Consider the following 17283-nt stretch of genomic DNA (forward strand, 5'->3'; position numbering starts at 1 on the left):
TATTTCACCAGATACAACGGCTCAGCATTCATACAGAATACTGAGCCGTTCCGTTTTTACGGTTGAAGGCAATGGTTATGGCTTAGGAGCAGCCGCCACATCTTTTCTAACTACCGGCCATACGCCCGGTGCAGGAACGCTCACACCTTTGTTGGAACCCCTCACACCCGCATCCTGTCCGAAATAATACAGCGGCCATCCTTTGTAGGTTAATTGTTTCTTACCGGCAACGGTGATGCTGCCAAATAATGTTTTATCAAGCGTAGAAGGTACCACTATCTGGTCTGTTTCATAAATAGGCCAGATGGCATTGTTGGAAAAATCTGCTTTGGTGAACTTGTTGATGTTAAAGCTGTCTTTATTGAAAGAATAAAGCGTAATACCTTTGCCATCAGTGAAGTACAATGTTTTGCCATCGCCAACGGTATGGTCTGCCTTGTAATTTTTACCATCGGCGCCTACCAGTTGCGCGTTGATCAGTTGTATGGTATAATCGGGTTTGGCAACATACCAGACGTTATTCACGCCTTCACCGGTTGTTTTGCCGGGCGCTTCACGTACGTTCACTCCACCTACTGCAGGTGCGAAGTAGTACAGCGGCCATCCTTTGTAAGCAGTTTGTTTTTTACCATCAATAGTGGTGATGGTGGTGAAGTCTTTAATGTCCAATCCCGTTCCCAGCGCAGCCTGTGCCAGATTGTCGCCTGCGTAATAAATAGGCCATACCGCAGCGCATCCGCCGCTGCAGTTGTTCTTGCCATCAAAATCATTGGAGAAATAATAGAGGGAATTACCGTCCACATCTGTAAGGTGATTTCCCAAAGTTGCGTCGGCGCTGAGTTGCACCAGGGGCTTAGGTGCAGGCGTGTCGGGGTGGTCGTCATTTCCGCCGCAGGCGCTGAAGGAAACGATACCGCTAAAGGCTATCAATGAAAGCAGGGTGTTTTTAAAGCAGTTCATGCAGTTAAAATTTTTAGAAATTTGAAATAATACACTATTACGGGTTGTTGGTCAGTAACAACCTGGTTTGCTAAACCGGTACCTATGCGTATTCGGAAAAAAGCAGGAAAAGGTTGTCTGCCTCCCAAAATATTTTCAGCTATTTTTGTTGCTATGGTCGATGAAAGTTTCTATTTAAGGCAATATGAATTACAGGAAAGGGATACCCGGCTGGTGATGGATGTGATGGCGCTATACCTGTACCCGCTGGAAACATTTACCATTACCGACGCGGTGAACTGCGTGGAAAAAATGAAGGGGCTCAGGGTCGGCGAAATATTGAAACACCTGGTGGCCGCCGGATTGGCCATTAAAAATGTAACCGGTAATTACTCCCTGGTGCCGGAGATGGGATTTTTGCTTTTCCCGGTAATTATAAAACAGCCTGCCTATACAGCGCTGCTGGAAAGAACGAGGTATGCAGTACACGCATTTTACAGCATGAGCGCCCGGCTGCAGGACCTGCAGCAGCTGCTCACTGCCTACTTTACCGGCAACCGCTCCCTGCTGTTGCCGCCGGTAAGGAAACTGGAATTGGAGCTTAATGAATACCAGCCCTATCTTTCCTACCTGTTGTATTACCCCGCCTACGAGGGATTGTTGCCTTTTTTCAGCCGGGAGAGCCTTGATAGAATGGTATCTTTCGCTTTAAAATATAACCTGCTGAAAATGCCCCCGGTGCAGGAACTGGAAAGTTTCCGCCGGCAATATGCCGCCGGTTTCCCGGAGCTGTTGCTGTTGCAGGGGCATCTTGACCTGCCTCCGGCAGATAATACAGCGGATGATTTGTATGCACAGGCAGTGACGCTGTTATATAGCGGGCAACCTGCAAAAGCACTTTCCTGTTTTGAAAAGGGGATCAAACGTCAACGGCAGTACGATAAAAAGCATACCATGCCACTGTCGCCGTTGTTTGCCTTTTATTACGCCTTTACACTGGCGGTATTGCCGGGTGAACAAACCAACCCGCTGATCGCTAAAATCATAACTGCTTATGAGCGAAAGCTGTTTCCTGCCATCACTCCCGCGATTTGCCTGTTGCATTTTCATGCGGGCCGGAAGGAGAAGGGAGAACAGTTGCTGCTGCTGATCCTGGAAGGAGGAGAGAGCAACCTGCTGAGTTACCTGTCGGTATTGTGTTTGCAGCTGCTCCACCCCAAAAGTAAATTATTGCGCACTTTCAGTATTAATGCAGCGCGTTTGCTGTCGCTCGGCATGGAACGTCACTACCGGTTACTGACCTACGAGTATTTATATTTATTTAAGGGAGATGATTACCAGGGATATGAAAGCGTGTACCAGGAAGCTGGCAACATGATCAGCCATCCGCCTGTTTTTTCACAGATGGAGCAAACGCCGGACTGGGAGCGGTTACTAAACACCCTGCTGGGTGCTGATACCTATCTTGCAAAAAAAGAAAAGAATGCAGCAACTTCCCGGTTAATCTACCTGATAGATTTTGACCGGTATAAGATACAGCCGGTATTACAAACCTCCCAGGGCAATAATACGTGGAGCAGCGGTCGTAATGTAGCACTGAAAAAGCTGAAGGAAGGCAAGGCGGAAGCCATGACAGAACAGGATTTCAGGATAGGTGCCACTGTGCAGAAGGATCATTATTATAACTACGACGGCGAATCCTATTCTTTCGCGGAAACAGTATGGGAGGAAATTGCTGGCCACCCGCTGCTATTTTCTGCAGATGATATTTCTGTTTCCGTAGAAATTATAAAAGCGCAGCCGGAGCTGAGTGTGAACAGGTCGGGGCACGGATACACTTTCAGCGCCAACATAAACGATTATGTCAGCGAAACGGTGTTTGTAAAGGAGAGCAATACCCGCCTGAAGATCATCCATCTTACCGCCCAGCAGCGCCGTTTATTGCAAACACTGGAACAGATCCCTGTAGTGCCGGCAGCGGGTAAGGACAAGCTGACCCAGGTATTGAAAAGTATTGGCGCACACCTCACTATTCATGCTGATATGGGCGATATCGCCAATATCAGCAAACGTCCGGGCGACAGCCGTATTGTTGTACAGCTTTTACCGCTGGGCGACGGGCTAAAGGCCGGTATTTATGTAAAACCCTTTACCAGCGATCCGCCGTATTGTAAACCCGGCACAGGAGCATATAATATTATTGGTATCAGTAACGGGGAGCGCTGGCAGGCAGTGCGAGACCTGGCTAAGGAAAAAGCCAATGTAACCACCCTGCTGCACCTCATCCAGGGCGCTATAGACCAGGACCTTTCCGACGATACCATCATTTTTGAAGACCCGCTGGATTGTTTGCAGTTGCTGGAAATAATTCACCAGCACCCCGAACTGGTGCGGGCAGAATGGCCCGAAGGAGAACGGTATAAAATAAGACAGCAGGCCGGCTTCCCGCAATTGCATATTTCACTGAAAGAAAAAGATCACTGGTTTATGTGTACCGGTGAATTAAAAATAGACGAGGCTACCGTACTGGCCCTGAAAGACCTACTGGATACTACCCGCACGGTAAAGAAAAGGTTTATTGCGTTACAGAACGGGGAATACCTGGCATTAACGGGCGACTTACGCCGGCGGCTAAACGAAATGGCCAGCGTGGCTAATATTGACCGGGATAATATAAACATTCAGCCATATGCCCTGCCAGTGCTGGATGAGCTACTCGAACATGCCGGCAGTGTTGTTACAGATGCTGCATGGAAAGCCTTTGTAGATAAAAGGGCTGCTGCCATGGCGCTGGATATAACGGTGCCGGTTACACTCCAAACCACTTTACGCCCCTACCAGGAGGAAGGTTTCCGCTGGATGACCCACCTGGCCGCCTGGGGAGCCGGCGCCTGCCTGGCAGATGATATGGGATTGGGTAAAACCATACAGGCCATTGCATTGTTGCTGCAACGGGCAACTGATGGTCCTGCATTGGTTATTTGCCCGGCCTCTGTGGTGAACAACTGGAGCAATGAGATCAGCCGCTTTGCACCTACACTGAATGCAATATTCCTGCACAACGGCCGCCGTTCAGCTTTGATCAAAGGCGCCGGTCCTTTTGATGTGGTGATCACTACCTATGGTTTATTGCAATCAGAAGAAAAGTTGCTGGCCGCAGTAAAATGGCCTACACTGGTACTGGACGAAGCGCATATGATCAAGAACTTCCAGACAAAAACTTCCAAAGCGGCCATGTCGCTGCAGGCAGGATTTAAGCTCATGCTAACGGGAACGCCTATACAAAATCATATGGCGGAGATCTGGAACCTGTTTAACTTCCTCAATCCCGGGTTGCTGGGCACATTGGATCATTTCAATAAACAATTTGTTTTCCCTTCGGTGAGAAACCCGGAAAGCACGGTGAAGCAGCACCTGAAAAAACTGATCTCACCGTTTATATTACGACGTACCAAAACGGGCGTGCTGGATGAGCTGCCGCCTAAAACGGAGATCGTGAAGCTGGTGAGCCTGTCGCCGGATGAAGCGTCGTTTTATGAAGCCCTGCGCAGGAAAGCGCTGGAAAACATCAAGGCGCAGGAGGGTAGCATGGCGCAGCAGCATATCCGCGCACTGGCGGAAATCAGCCGGTTGAGGATGGCGGCCTGTAACCCGCAGCTGGTAGATGCTGAGGTCGATATTCCATCTTCCAAATTAACAGTGTTCCGGGAAATTGTAGAAGAACTGGTATCGAACAATCACCGCGCGCTGGTGTTCAGCCAGTTTGTAAAACATCTCGACCTGGTGCGGGCGGCATTAGATCAGCAGGGAATTACTTATCTCTACCTAGATGGCAGCACGCCCATACCGCAGCGGGATAAGCTGGTAAAGGAGTTCCAGGCAGGTAGCGGGCAGTTGTTCCTGATCAGCCTCAAAGCAGGGGGGCTAGGCCTTAATTTAACGGCAGCAGATTACGTGATCCATATGGACCCATGGTGGAACCCGGCTATTGAAGAGCAGGCATCCGACAGGGCACACCGTATTGGTCAAACCAGGCCAGTAACCATTTACCGGCTGGTGGCGCAATATACAATAGAAGAAAAGATCATTGCGCTGCATAACAGCAAGCGGGATCTGGCCGATCAGTTGCTCGAGGGCAGTGATCAGTCGGGGAAGCTGAGTGCAAAGGAACTGCTGAAGCTTATTGCAGAACGGTAGTCCGGAACGCCTGTAATGTACTTCCCAACAGGGCGGCCCGGGCTTATCGCAAAGCAGCAGCTCAGAAAGGCGAAGGACTGATACTGGTCCATCCTCCATCAATAATAAGGCTTTGGCCGGTAATATGCCTTGCCTGGCCGGACACCAGGAATAACGCGGCGCTGGCAATATCCTGTGTATAGGCGGGGCGTCCCATAGGAGTGAGGCCCGACCATGTTTTTTCGTAAGAAGGATCATCCAGCGTACGTTCTGTGAGCGTAGCGCCGGGAGCAATGGTGTTCACGGTGATTTTGTAGGGAGATAATTCAATCACTAAATTTTTGGCGAGCATTTCCAGTGCTGCTTTACTCATACCGTAAGCAGCGAGATCTTTATGCGCCTGGTGGCCGGTTACGGAAGACATGAACAAAATGGAGCCGCCTTCAGCCTGTTGTTTCATCTGGTTGGCGGCAGCCTGCGCCAGGAAAAAAGTGCCGCCCAGGTTTACCTGCATCACACGGTTAAAGGCTTCCGGTGTATAGGTGAAAAAATCACCGAAGAGGGTGATCCCTGCATTGGCAATAACGATATCCAGCCGGCCGAATTGTGTAACAGCGGTGCTCACCATTTGCCGTATAAAGCTGATATCGCCGGAATCGCCGGGCAGCGGGATGCAGTGTCCCTTTGCGGCGGTAATGGCCTCTGCTGCCTGTTGGGCCAATGCTGTATCAATATCATTCAGGATAACGGTAGCTCCCTGTAATGCCAGTTGTTTGCTGATCTCGAACCCGATGCCCTGGCCCGCGCCGGTAACAATAGCTACTTTCTTATCAAATGTCATAAGCCGTTTTTTAGTGTGAATCCCTGGTTACTTCGCTGCCGGAGCTGCCTTTGAGAAAGTCGAGGTCGGCGCCGAGATGTGCCTGCTCCACATGTTGTTGGTACAGCTGTACATAGCCCCTTGTTGATTGCGGGTAAACCGGCTGCCAGGCTGCTTTCCTGCGGGTAATTTCTTCGGGGGAAACGGCGGCTTCCAACCTGCGTTGCTGTACATCCAGCGTAATGATATCCCCATCGCGGAGGATGGCGAGATTGCCTCCTGCAGCGGCTTCCGGCGATACGTGCAGTACTACGGTGCCAAAGCCGGTGCCGCTCATCCTTCCGTCGGAAATGCGCACCATATCGGTAATACCTTTGGCCAGTAATTTCGCCGGCAGTCCCAGGTTGCCCACTTCAGGCATTCCCGGGTAACCTTTGGGTCCTACATTTTTTAGCACCAGCACACTGTTTTCATCCACATCCAGTGCAGGGTCATCGATCCGTTTTTTGTAATCGTCTATATCTTCAAACACCACCGCCTTGCCGGTATGCTTCATCAGGTGGGAGCTTGCCGCTGATGGTTTGATAACAGCGCCCTGTTCGCAGATATTGCCTTTCAGGACCACGATGCCCGATACCGTGTTAAAAGGATTATCCATTGATGAAATGACATCTTTGTTATAGCTGACGGCATTCGTATAATTTGCTTCAATGGTTTTGCCATTGACGGTGATACAATCTTTGTGAAGATGATCCAGCAGGGCATTGATCACAGCGGGCAATCCGCCGGCATAATAAAGATCTTCCATGAAGTAACTGCCGGAGGGCTGGAGGTTGGCGATCAGCGGGATGTTGGCGGAAAATGTATCCATGTCCTGCAGGTCCAGCTCCACGCCTATACGGCCGGCAATGGCCAGTAAATGCAGTACGAAATTAGTGGAGCCGCCGATGGCTGCATTTACACGGATAGCGTTTTCAAAGGCTTCCCTTGTAAGGATATCTGTTAAGCGCCTGTTTTCCCGGACCATTTTTACTATCTCGCTTCCCGACAGGTGTGCCAGTATTTTACGGGCAGCATCCGGTGCGGGGATCGCTGCGTTCTGCGGCAGCGACAAGCCCAGGGATTCCACCATACAGGCCATGGTAGATGCAGTGCCCATTACGGCGCAATGCCCGTCGCTGCGGCACATGCCGGCTTCAGCCATAGCCAGTTCTTCGTTGGTCATCCTGCCGGCCCTTACATCTTCACTGAACCGCCAGATATCGCTGGTGCCAATACTATTGCCCCGGTGCCTGCCTGTAAGCATCGCTCCCCCGGATACCACAATGGTAGGGATGTTTACACTGCAGGCGCCCATTACCAATGCCGGTGTGGTTTTATCACAACCGCACAGCAGTACCACGCCATCGATGGGATTGGCGCGGATAGATTCTTCCACATCCATGCTCACCAGGTTACGATACAACATGGCCGTAGGTTTGATCAGTGTTTCGCCTAACGACATTACCGGGAACTCCAGCGGGTAGCCACCGGCTTCAATCACACCCCGCTTCACGGATTCTGCCAGTTCCCTGAAATGGGAATTGCAGGGCGTAAGTTCGGACCAGGTGTTGCAGATCCCTATAACAGGCTTGCCTTCCAGCTCGTGTTGGGGAATGCCCTGCTTCTTCAGCCAGGCGCGGTATATAAAACCATCTTTGCCTTCACGGCCAAACCAATTGGCGCTTCTAAGTGAGTTTTCGTGCTTCATAACGGGAGTAGATAATTTCAAAAAGATACAATAAAATATGGATTTCAAAAATGAAGCTGCATGATTATCCCATCTTACTACCGGTTATCTTTTTATTAATATTCTTTCTCTACATGATAAGTAGGGTGTCCATTTAACAGATGTTTATCACACATGGCAACATAAGTTCAATTTTTATTATAGAATTTTAATTTCATAGCATCTGTACCCAATAACCTGTATACTCCACAAATGAAGAAACTATCAGGACTGATTCTCTGTATGGTCATTACGCATTGCTGCCTGGCGCAGCATGCCTCCGTTAAGGGTAATGTATCAGACACACTTAATCACGTGCAGTTATCCAGATCAGTAGTAGCGCTGCTGCAGGCAAAAGATTCCATTTTATATAAATTTACCAGGAGCGATGAAAAAGGACAGTTTGAATTAAAGAACCTCAGGGCAGGAAAATATCTGCTGATGATCACTTACCCTGCTTTTGCGGATTACGTAGAGCCGTTAACGTTGTCGGACACCTCCACGGTACAACTGGATAAAATTATGCTGACGCTGAAATCCCGTTTACTGCATGAAGTAGTGATACAGCAAAAGGTAGCCGCCATAAAAATGAAGGGGGATACTACAGAGTTCAACGCCGACAGCTACAAAACCGCCCCCAATGCCTCTGTGGAAGAATTGCTGAAGAAACTGCCGGGTATACAGGTAAATGGTAAAGGGCAAATTACCGCCCAGGGGGAAACGGTAAAAAAGGTATTGGTAGATGGAGAAGAATTTTTTGGAGATGATCCTACGCTGGTTACCAAAAACCTGCGGGCGGATATGGTGGATAAGGTTCAACTGTATGATAAAAAAAGTGACCAGGCTGCTTTTACAGGTATTGATAATGGGGAGCGGTCGAAAACCATTAACATCCAGCTAAAGGAAGATAAGAAGCGCGGCTATTTTGGAAAAGTGGCGGCAGGCGCCGGTGATAATGGCTTTCACGACAGCCAGGGTATGCTGAATATATTCCGGGGAAAAAAGAAGCTGGCTGCCTTTGGCATTGTGTCCAACACCGGTAAGGTAGGGTTGGATTGGGGCGACCGGGAGAAATTCGGCTCCGGCAACGGGGAGATTTCTTTCAATGATGATGGCGATGTGGAGTTTAGCTTCCGGGGAGATGAACTGGATAGCTGGGATGGCCGTTATCGGGGAGACGGATACCCGTTGGTACAAACCGGGGGATTGCACTATTCCGATAAATGGGACAGGGACCGGCAGAATGTGAATGGCAACTATAAAATAATGAAGCTGTATATAGATGGGAACAGCGAGAACATGTCGCAGAATATCTTACAGGATACTATCTATTACAATCATTCCAAAGAAAATTTTCATAACAACATTCTCAGGAACCGTTTGAATGGCAGCTATGAGCGGCAGTTTGATTCTACTTCTTCCATCAAGTTACAGGTAGATGGGGGCCTGGATCACAAAATATCCAATATGCTCAGCTCCAGCGGTATGGAGCTGAATGATATGGTGGTAAACCGCGGGGAACGTAAAACCTCGAATGTATCGGACGTTGGAAGCATGAACGCCAATTTGCTCTGGCGTAAGAAACTGAAGAAGAAAGGACGCACCCTGTCGCTAGACCTTGCGGAGAATTATTCCAGGACCAACGGGGAAGGAATGCTGGATGCCTATACAGAATATTATAAGCAGGGGAAGCTGGATTCTGTACAGAACATAGATCAGCTTAAAACCACCAATAATGAAAGCATCAGCATTATCAGCAATCTTACTTATACAGAGCCCTTGTCGCTATCGTCTTCCCTGTTGTTTAACTATGGCATTAATATAGATAACAATCATTCCAACAGGAATTCCTATAACAAACGGCCCGATGGTAAATACAGCGACCTGGACTCTTTATATAGTAACGACTATGCTTTTAACATACTGACCCACAAAGGTGGTATCCGTTATGGCTATACGAAAAATAAGATCCGTATTAATATAGGCGGCAACATAGGACTTACCAGTTTCAGCCAGAAAGATATGTTCCGGAATAACGAAGTGAAGCGCGATTTTGTTAACTGGTATCCCCGGGCGATGTTCCGGTATAGTTTTTCGCAGCAGCGCCGCCTTACCGTGGAATATAACGGTTATACCCGTCAGCCTGGCATTGAGCAGCTGCAACCTATCCGCGTGAATGATGATCCGCTTAACCTGCAGATTGGTAACCCATCATTAAAACCATCTTTCAATAATAATTTCAATATTAATTTTTCCGATTTTAAGGTAATGACAGGCAGGAGCATCTGGGGGTCGGTGTCGTTTGAATCTACCACCAACGCCATCAGCGACAGGAGCGTGGTGGATACATCCGGTGTAAGTACCAGCCAGGCAGTGAATGTGGATGGAAACAGGAGTGGCCGGTTTAACTTGTATGTAGGCTGGAAGATAAACCCATGGGACCTGAGAGTGGGGGCAAATACCAACGGTGGACTGAACAGGAACGTAAATTATGTGAACGGGTTGCTGAATGTCACAAATTCTTCCAATGCAGGACTGGGTATTAATGTGAATAAGTACAAGGACAAGAAATATGAGTACTCCTTTGAGGCGGAAGCCAATTTTAACAACAGCGTATCCTCTGTGAATAAAGCATTACGTACCCAATACTGGACCTATAGTGTCTCACCCAACGTGAGCTTCTTCCTGCCGCTTAAATTTGTATTGCATGCGGATATGAACTATAATATCCGCCAGAAAACACCTGTGTTTACCACCAACAATAATGTCGCTATCCTGAATGCTTACGTGGCGAAAAAGTTTGGAAAGAAGGAACTGGTGCAGCTTAATTTCTCTGTGAATGATATCCTCAACCAGAATATAGGTTTCAGCAGATCAATGCAAACGAATACTATCGTTCAGCGGACATACAGTACTATCGGCCGTTATGGCCTGTTGTCTTTTATCTGGAACTTTAACAAGTTAGGCGCCGGCGCCCCTAAACAATAGTTTTATGAAAAATACCAGTATGAAAATTCGTATGCTCCTGGCCGTTATACTATGTGTAGCTGTAGCTTTTTCTGCCCGGGCGCAGCATACCACATTTTTAGAGCAGGGCCGGATAGAATTTGAGAAGCGGGTGAACCTGTTTGCCCGTATGGATGAACAGAGTAAGGGACAGGAAAGTTCATGGACAGATATGTTGAAAAAGGGAATGTCGCAATACCAGGTCACTTATTTCGATTATTCATTTTCACGTCAGACATCATTGTATAAACCCGGCAGGGAGAATCCCGATAACAAGAAGCCGATATGGGAATCAGCCCCGGCAGAAGTAAACGTGGTGTATTCCCGGCTGGATAATATGCAGAGTATTTCACAGAAGCAGGTATTTGAGCAGATGTACCTGGTAAAGGATTCCATGCGGCAGATCCGTTGGAAGATCACAGATGAAACCCGTAACATCGCCGGGTTTGATTGCCGGCGTGCAAATGCCATTATCATGGATTCTATTTACGTGGTGGCATTTTATACGGATGCGATTGTTACGCCGGGCGGCCCGGAATCGTTTAGTGGTCTTCCTGGTATGATCCTGGGAGTAGCCCTGCCGCATGAGCATATTACCTGGTTTGCTACCAAGGTATTGGTTGATGATATCAGAGAAGAAGCGCTGAAGCCGCCGGTAAAAGGGAAGCCCGTAGATAATAAAGGGCTTTCCGAATCCATTTCAAAAGTACTTGGTAAGTGGGGAAATTATGGAAGTGCGTATATCAGGGCAATTATGTTATAATTGCATATTGATTTGAACGGAGAATGACACCCATTACCCATATTCGTACTTCATATGCGCCTGTGCAGCCGTTTGCAGTGCAGCCGGAAGAAACGGTTGTGTACCGGGAATTTTTACCGGACCTCCGGTTGCAGGAGTATATTTACTGTTACTGGCAACTCAATACCACCTGCGCACTTACAGCACCTTTCCATTACCGGGTGGTGGCAGATGGCTGTATGGACATTTTTTTTGAACTACATGATCCGCGGCAAAGTTTTATCATGGGGTTCAGCGATGCCTATACCTCTTTCCCCCTGGAAGGGAATTTTAATTATGTTGGCATCAGGTTTTTACCGGGCATGTTTCCTCGTTTGTTCCCGGTAAATGCTGCTGAATTAAGCAGGCAGGCTATAGCCCTGGATAGCGTAGAGCCGGCGATAGCCCGTTTCCTGGCAGACCGTTTTCATGAAGAAACAGGCATACATCAGTTGAGATCTTTGTTGGATAGCTTCCTGCTGGCACATATCAGTAAAGCATTGCCGGCAGATAATCGCCTGTTGGAAGCGGTGGACCTGATCGTTCAGCAGGCAGGAATGATCACTCTTGAGAAGGAGTTGCCCCCGGGAATCAGTTCCCGTCAGTTGAGACGCCTGTTTGAGTGCTATATTGGCGATACGCCAAAAGCGTTCAGTAAGGTGGTAAGGTTTCAGAAGATCCTGCAATTCACCCATTCTCCCCTGTATATCCGGAAGAATAAGTTGTACCTCGACGCCGGTTATTACGACCAGGCCCATTTCATCCGCGAATTTAAAAGTCTTTATGGCCTTACCCCCGCTAAGGTGTTCCGTAAGTAAGTTGTCCGTTTTTTACAATTTATGGTTTCGCAGCAGCCCTAACTTTGCTGTCATAAAACTGAAACCTATATGAAAAGAGGGCTGTTAGGGTTTATTTTCTTCTTTTTTATATCCAATATTTATTCACAGGAAAAAACCGGCAAAATGAAACTGAATGCAGGCATTATTACCGCTAAATTAGCGGAGAGCAGGAAATTTTATACGGAGATATTAAACTTTGGCGTGTCGTTCGAAAACGAATTTTACCTGTTGCTGCATACACCGGATAAACAGGCTGAGATCAGTTTTTTACTGCCGGAGCATGCGTCGCAGCAGCCCTTGTTTAAAACGGCCTTTAATGGGAAAGGGGTATACCTGACCATTGAGGTGGATGATGTGGACAAAGTATATGAGGCGATCAGGGCCAAAGGGGTTGACATAAAGATAGTGATCCGCAACGAGCCGTGGGGCGACCGGCATTTTGCCATACAAGACCCTAACGGCGTGGGTATAGACGTAGTGACATATTCCCGGCCATGACCCTGTTAACATAATTTTAAGTTAATGAAACCTTAAAAAGCCTGCGGTTGACAGCATACAGGAACCATTTTTGTTTTCAAACGGTTGAACTAAAAATTTTAACCATGGCAAAGCAAAGCAAGGAAGCAGTAAAACAAGAAATCCAGGTATTGGCAATTGGCAACTACAAGAGTTATCCTGACGATTACGAAGTAGCATCTGCCACGGTTTCCCGTAATATAGAATCATTGGCAAAAGGTTATTGGGATAGCCGGGAGTATAAGGAAATAGAGCGGGATGAGCGACTGGGCATTAATCTGGAAGATTATCAGCATTGGACAAAAGAAGCATATGATGCATTTATGAAATCCAACCAGCAGTCCCTGAACTAGATCCATTCTTTTTAACCGGGCCGCCTGAAAGTACGCTTTCAGGCGGCCTTTTTATTATTTGGTATCATCTGCAACCATTTATAGCCGAGTATTGTTTATATAAGACGGTAGATTCGCTGCCATAATATAGTGGGCACCCACACCTGCTTTTTATTTTACTACACCGTTCCGAGCTGGTGTCCGTTACCCCCTGAATGCAAAGGCTTGTGGCTGAACCTGCCATTAATCCTAAATTTTCAGTGCATGAAAAAGCTTATCTGTTTGTTCATGATCCTGGGTGCTGCCTGGCGGTTAACGGCCCAAATTACGCCCGCAGTAGCCACTTTACCCAATGAGGATCTTGTAACACAAATTTTCGGCAAGAACAAAGAATCGTTGTTGAATGATTTTTTGAAGATTTCTCCTTTAGAGGAACGGGCGTTTCAATCTGCATTCCTGGAATATGAAACGGAGAAGAGTCCGTGGTTAACAGAGCGTATTGCTTTATTGAAAATGTACAACGAGGAGTTTTCCTCTATTGATGAGAAGAAAATGAACTCACTTACCAGGCAGTTTATTAATAATGACCTGGAGTTCGGGCGGTTACAGATGCGATATTTCCGGAAGTTTAACAAGTTGCTGGGGGCCACAAGGGCAGCAAAGTTCTTCCAGCTAGACAATTACCTGGAGCAATCCACGAGGGTGTATCTGCAAAACCAGCTGCCGTTTATTAAAGCGCTGGAATCTGATAAACTGGCAAAACCATTAACGGTGAGATAACGAAACTACGCTTCTTCTACGAAATCTTCGCTGCGGGGGATGGCTTTGAATTTTTCCATGAGCTCGGGGGGAAGCCCTGTAAGCTTGCGTTTACGGGTATCAATCCATGCGCCGTCTACCAGGATAGTGGCGGATTTTGTGCCGTCGCCACGGAAAATTTCATGCCTGATAGACCAGCGGGAGCCGTCTGGCCGGCATTTGGTCATTTCACAGCTCACCCGCACTTTGTCGTTAGGGCTGATTTCCCTGTGATAAAACAGCTCCTCCCGGAAAAGAATAGGCCCAAGTTGTTGCTGTATAAACTGAACAGCGGTAAGTCCTACCTGCTCCAGGAGGCTTAGCCTCGCCTGTGCGGCAAAGTCGGCATAAGCCGAGTGGCGCAGGTGCATATTGGCGTCTATCTGTGACCATAATACTGGTCCTTCAAAGAATATGTTCATATTTAAATTTACGGAAAAGCCATGTAAAATTGTGACGCCGAACAGGGAGAGTAAACACTCGTTACTGCCATTTTATTGGCTGTGGGCTGTTAAAGTCAGAATCATTTATGAAAAAAATCCTAAAACAACAAAGCCCTCAGACAACGTCCAAAGGCTTTAACTACTTGCGGAGAGTCAGGGATTCGAACCCCGGGACCTGTTACAGTCAACAGTTTTCAAGACTGCCGCAATCGACCGCTCTGCCAACTCTCCATGCCGCGAAAGTATAAAACGAATTGATTCTAAAAAAATTTGTTTTACTTTTTTTTATAGAAAAATTTCGTTAATACGCAATCTCCTGGAGGCATCCCGCTGCCTGTTATCAACCACGTATAGTCATTGCAGGTAGGTATATCCTTTGAGCACCGTGAAGCGGGCGTACTGCCGGGAAAAATTAAAGCCTGCTGATTAGAGCAGGCTTTACGATTTTAAAGATCTTATACCATAAGTGTATAACAGAAAATCTACTTTTCAGGTTTAAATAACTTAATTGTATAGTCGAGTAAATTTTTGTTCCCGTATTCTCCGTGGCCCGGGATAACAATTTTTACGTTTGGAAATTCCTTTTTAACTTTTTCAACTGTATCGGACCAGGCATCTACATTTGAATCTCCCAAATAACCCTTGTTTGCATTGAGCTCTTTTATTAAACAACCACCGAACATTATATTTTCACCTGGAAAATAGCCTACTATATTATCTCTTGTATGACCTTCCCCCAGGAATTTTGCAATAATAGATTGATTACCCACTTTGAGGGCCAAGGAATCTTCGAAACTATTTTTGGGGATGGGGAAATTATTTTCCCTGGCGAATTCTATTGTTTTAAAATAAGCATAGGAAGGAATATTATACTTGTCAAATACTTTTAACCCACCTAAACAATCGCTGTGGAAATGAGTTGGAATAACCGCGTTTATTTTGTAATGAAGTGTATCTTTTAACCATTTAATTAACTCTTCTGAACCTTTGTCGCTGGTTGGTGTGTCAAAAATAATTGCTTCATTGTTATTGCTTACAATGAGGCCGTTACAAGGAACGTTACCAAAATCCTGGGTCTGTAAATACGAGGTGTGCTCAAACGAGTTTTTGGAAATCTGGGTTATAAGCAGATCATCCGTTTTGTAAACCACTCTGGGTTTAAATGAAGTGCTTTTTTGCGCGCTGCAATTTAATATTGCTAAGGAAAAGAGGATTATTAATGATGTTTTTATGATGACTTTCATGTTGTCTGCATTTCTGTAACAAAAAAATATTGGTAAAATACGGGCTAAATGGCCTTCGCTCAATTCTCTGTCGGGTGAAGCCCATATTTGTATTGTCTAAGGCAGTAAAAAACAAGGCGAAAAGCGGCAGATACAGAAAATGCGTCTTTTTTCAGCTTCAGTTGCCCATTCCACGCTGCGCTGCCTGCCGGGTGGTATCCGCCTGAAAGTATACCTGCGAACATTTTTTTTGAAATTATTGTCCGGTTTTACGGGGTGAAAATGCCCTGTAATTTTTGATTCCAGAAATATTACTATGAGAATGTTTCGGTCAACAGCCTGATCGCCAGCCACTTTTTTACATAGAGGAGCGTACTTTATCTGGCTGCTATGTGTAGTTATATAAGAACGCTATATGTTTTTAACCTAAAAACCGGTTGGATATAATGACACGTGCAATATTTATGCTTGGTCTGTTTTTGTTACCCCTGGCAGCAATGGCGCAGGAGCATGCGCCAGATACTATACCCAAAACAAAAAAACTGAAGGAGGTAACTATAAAAGCACGTTGGAAGGACAGGCACCTTGCGTTAAACAAGCAATATGTTGTTAAAGATGAGTTTAAACCTATTGAACATTACACCTTTGATCTGAGAGACCCGGTAAATCCCGGAAGGGAATATTTTGTTTTAGATTTTCTGAATAAGGAGCTCCCACGGGGATGGGGCTCCAATAGCCTGCTTTCCTGTTCCGGAGGTATACAATATTTTATTGATGAGGTGGAGGTAAGCTATAGCTATGTTGCCAACTGCCCGCTGTCTGACTTTGCCTATGCTAAAGTTTTCCAGGATCTGCACCCTCCGTGCCCGGCTATAGTATTATATACCAGGAAGGGGCAGGATGTGAAGCGGCGAAGGTAAAGCCGTTACGCCTATTATGCCCAAATTTACAGATGGAGTTGCCGGAAAATGAATAATGTTGTTCTTTTGCTGAACATATCATTCAGTAATTATGAAGAAGGCAGCAGCTACCCGGTTAAATATCCTGCAAAAGGCTTTTGAACTGATATATGTTAAAGGCTACCAGACAACAAGCATTGATGAAATTTTAGCGACCACACAGGTTACTAAGGGCGCCTTCTATCATCATTTTAAAAGTAAAGATGAAATGGGCGTAGCTATCATCAATGAGTTACTAAAGCCCAATTTCAGAAATACCTTTATTACCCCGCTTCAGCAGGGAGGTAATCCTCTGGATGATATTTATGCAATGATGTACAGTATCCTGATGGAAAACGAATTCCTGAAGGTAGAATACGGCTGCCCTGCATCCAACTTTACCCAGGAAATGGCCTGGAATAAGGATTTCAATAAGGCACTGAATGACCTGGCAGCCCAATGGGAGCAGGCTATTGTTGATACTATTGAAAATGGCAAAAAGAAAAAGCTTGTAAAAAGCACTGTGAGTGGCAAAGAAGTGGCCGTTTTTATTATGTCGGGATACTGGGGAATACGAAACCTGGGCAAGCTCGAAAACAGTAAAGCTGTCTATCTTATCTACCTTAAACAACTGCAGTCCTACCTTAAAACATTAAAATAAATAACCCGCTGAACTTCCCGCTCAACCAGCAAAATATTTTTAT

The 17283-nt window shown here is 46.5% G+C and carries 14 protein-coding genes and 1 tRNA gene; 9 read left to right on the forward strand and 6 right to left on the reverse strand.

Features of this window, described 5'->3' with window-relative positions:
* Positions 1–75 precede the first annotated feature (75 nt).
* Entirely contained in the window at positions 76–960 is an 885-nt protein-coding gene (locus tag FN124_RS26035; protein ID WP_142687721.1) for a COG4315 family predicted lipoprotein, read from the reverse strand.
* Positions 961–1044: 84 nt separating this feature from the next.
* Between FN124_RS26035 and FN124_RS26040 the strand changes: the two genes are divergently transcribed.
* Entirely contained in the window at positions 1045–5136 is a 4092-nt protein-coding gene (locus FN124_RS26040; protein ID WP_142687722.1) for a DEAD/DEAH box helicase, read from the forward strand.
* Positions 5137–5197: 61 nt separating this feature from the next.
* On the opposite strand, the gene FN124_RS26045 is transcribed toward FN124_RS26040, so the two are convergent.
* Together FN124_RS26045 and FN124_RS26050 are read right to left on the reverse strand one after the other, a co-directional pair.
* On the reverse strand, positions 5198–5956 hold the full coding sequence (locus FN124_RS26045; RefSeq protein ID WP_142687723.1) for an SDR family NAD(P)-dependent oxidoreductase: 759 nt from the start codon (positions 5954–5956) through the stop codon (positions 5198–5200).
* A 10-nt stretch (positions 5957–5966) separates the two neighbouring features.
* Positions 5967–7685, reverse strand: a complete 1719-nt coding sequence (locus FN124_RS26050; RefSeq protein ID WP_142687724.1) for an IlvD/Edd family dehydratase — start codon at positions 7683–7685, stop codon at positions 5967–5969.
* A 231-nt stretch (positions 7686–7916) separates the two neighbouring features.
* Here FN124_RS26050 and FN124_RS26055 point away from each other — a divergent pair, with 231 nt between their 5' ends.
* The 6 genes from FN124_RS26055 (at position 7917) to FN124_RS26080 (ending at position 13957) form a co-directional block, all read left to right on the forward strand.
* Positions 7917–10691: an outer membrane beta-barrel protein gene (locus FN124_RS26055; RefSeq protein ID WP_142687725.1), complete on the forward strand. Its 2775-nt coding sequence runs from the start codon at positions 7917–7919 to the stop codon at positions 10689–10691.
* Between the two features lie 4 nt (positions 10692–10695).
* Positions 10696–11472 (forward strand): GLPGLI family protein, encoded by a 777-nt coding sequence (locus FN124_RS26060; RefSeq protein WP_221887909.1) that lies wholly within the window; start codon positions 10696–10698, stop codon positions 11470–11472.
* A gap of 23 nt (positions 11473–11495) precedes the next feature.
* On the forward strand, positions 11496–12308 hold the full coding sequence (locus FN124_RS26065; RefSeq protein ID WP_142687726.1) for an AraC family transcriptional regulator: 813 nt from the start codon (positions 11496–11498) through the stop codon (positions 12306–12308).
* Between the two features lie 69 nt (positions 12309–12377).
* Complete coding sequence (locus tag FN124_RS26070; protein ID WP_185937383.1) at positions 12378–12827, forward strand: VOC family protein; 450 nt, start codon at positions 12378–12380, stop codon at positions 12825–12827.
* A 104-nt stretch (positions 12828–12931) separates the two neighbouring features.
* Positions 12932–13198 carry a hypothetical protein gene (locus FN124_RS26075; RefSeq protein ID WP_142687727.1) on the forward strand — a complete coding sequence of 89 codons (267 nt, stop codon included), beginning with the start codon at positions 12932–12934 and terminating at the stop codon, positions 13196–13198.
* Positions 13199–13441: 243 nt separating this feature from the next.
* The gene (locus FN124_RS26080; RefSeq protein ID WP_142687728.1) at positions 13442–13957 is read left to right on the forward strand and encodes a hypothetical protein; all 516 of its coding nucleotides are present in this window, start codon (positions 13442–13444) and stop codon (positions 13955–13957) included.
* 5 nt (positions 13958–13962) lie between these two features.
* On the opposite strand, the gene FN124_RS26085 is transcribed toward FN124_RS26080, so the two are convergent.
* The 3 genes from FN124_RS26085 to bla all read right to left on the reverse strand — a co-directional run bounded on the left by FN124_RS26085 (position 13963) and on the right by bla (position 15662).
* On the reverse strand, positions 13963–14397 hold the full coding sequence (locus FN124_RS26085; RefSeq protein ID WP_142687729.1) for an acyl-CoA thioesterase: 435 nt from the start codon (positions 14395–14397) through the stop codon (positions 13963–13965).
* 167 nt (positions 14398–14564) lie between these two features.
* Positions 14565–14649, reverse strand: a tRNA-Ser gene (locus tag FN124_RS26090).
* Between the two features lie 251 nt (positions 14650–14900).
* Positions 14901–15662: a subclass B1 metallo-beta-lactamase gene (gene bla / locus FN124_RS26095; RefSeq protein WP_142687730.1), complete on the reverse strand. Its 762-nt coding sequence runs from the start codon at positions 15660–15662 to the stop codon at positions 14901–14903.
* 425 nt (positions 15663–16087) lie between these two features.
* On the opposite strand from bla, the gene FN124_RS26100 reads away from it, so the two are divergent.
* Both FN124_RS26100 and FN124_RS26105 read left to right on the forward strand, forming a co-directional pair.
* A complete protein-coding gene (locus tag FN124_RS26100) occupies positions 16088–16561 on the forward strand; it encodes a hypothetical protein (RefSeq protein WP_142687731.1) in 474 nt (157 codons plus the stop codon).
* Positions 16562–16652: 91 nt separating this feature from the next.
* The gene (locus FN124_RS26105; protein WP_142687732.1) at positions 16653–17240 is read left to right on the forward strand and encodes a TetR/AcrR family transcriptional regulator; all 588 of its coding nucleotides are present in this window, start codon (positions 16653–16655) and stop codon (positions 17238–17240) included.
* Positions 17241–17283 lie beyond the last annotated feature (43 nt).

The sequence above is a fragment of the Chitinophaga polysaccharea genome (genome assembly GCF_902150045.1).
Classification (GTDB): domain Bacteria; phylum Bacteroidota; class Bacteroidia; order Chitinophagales; family Chitinophagaceae; genus Chitinophaga; species Chitinophaga polysaccharea_A.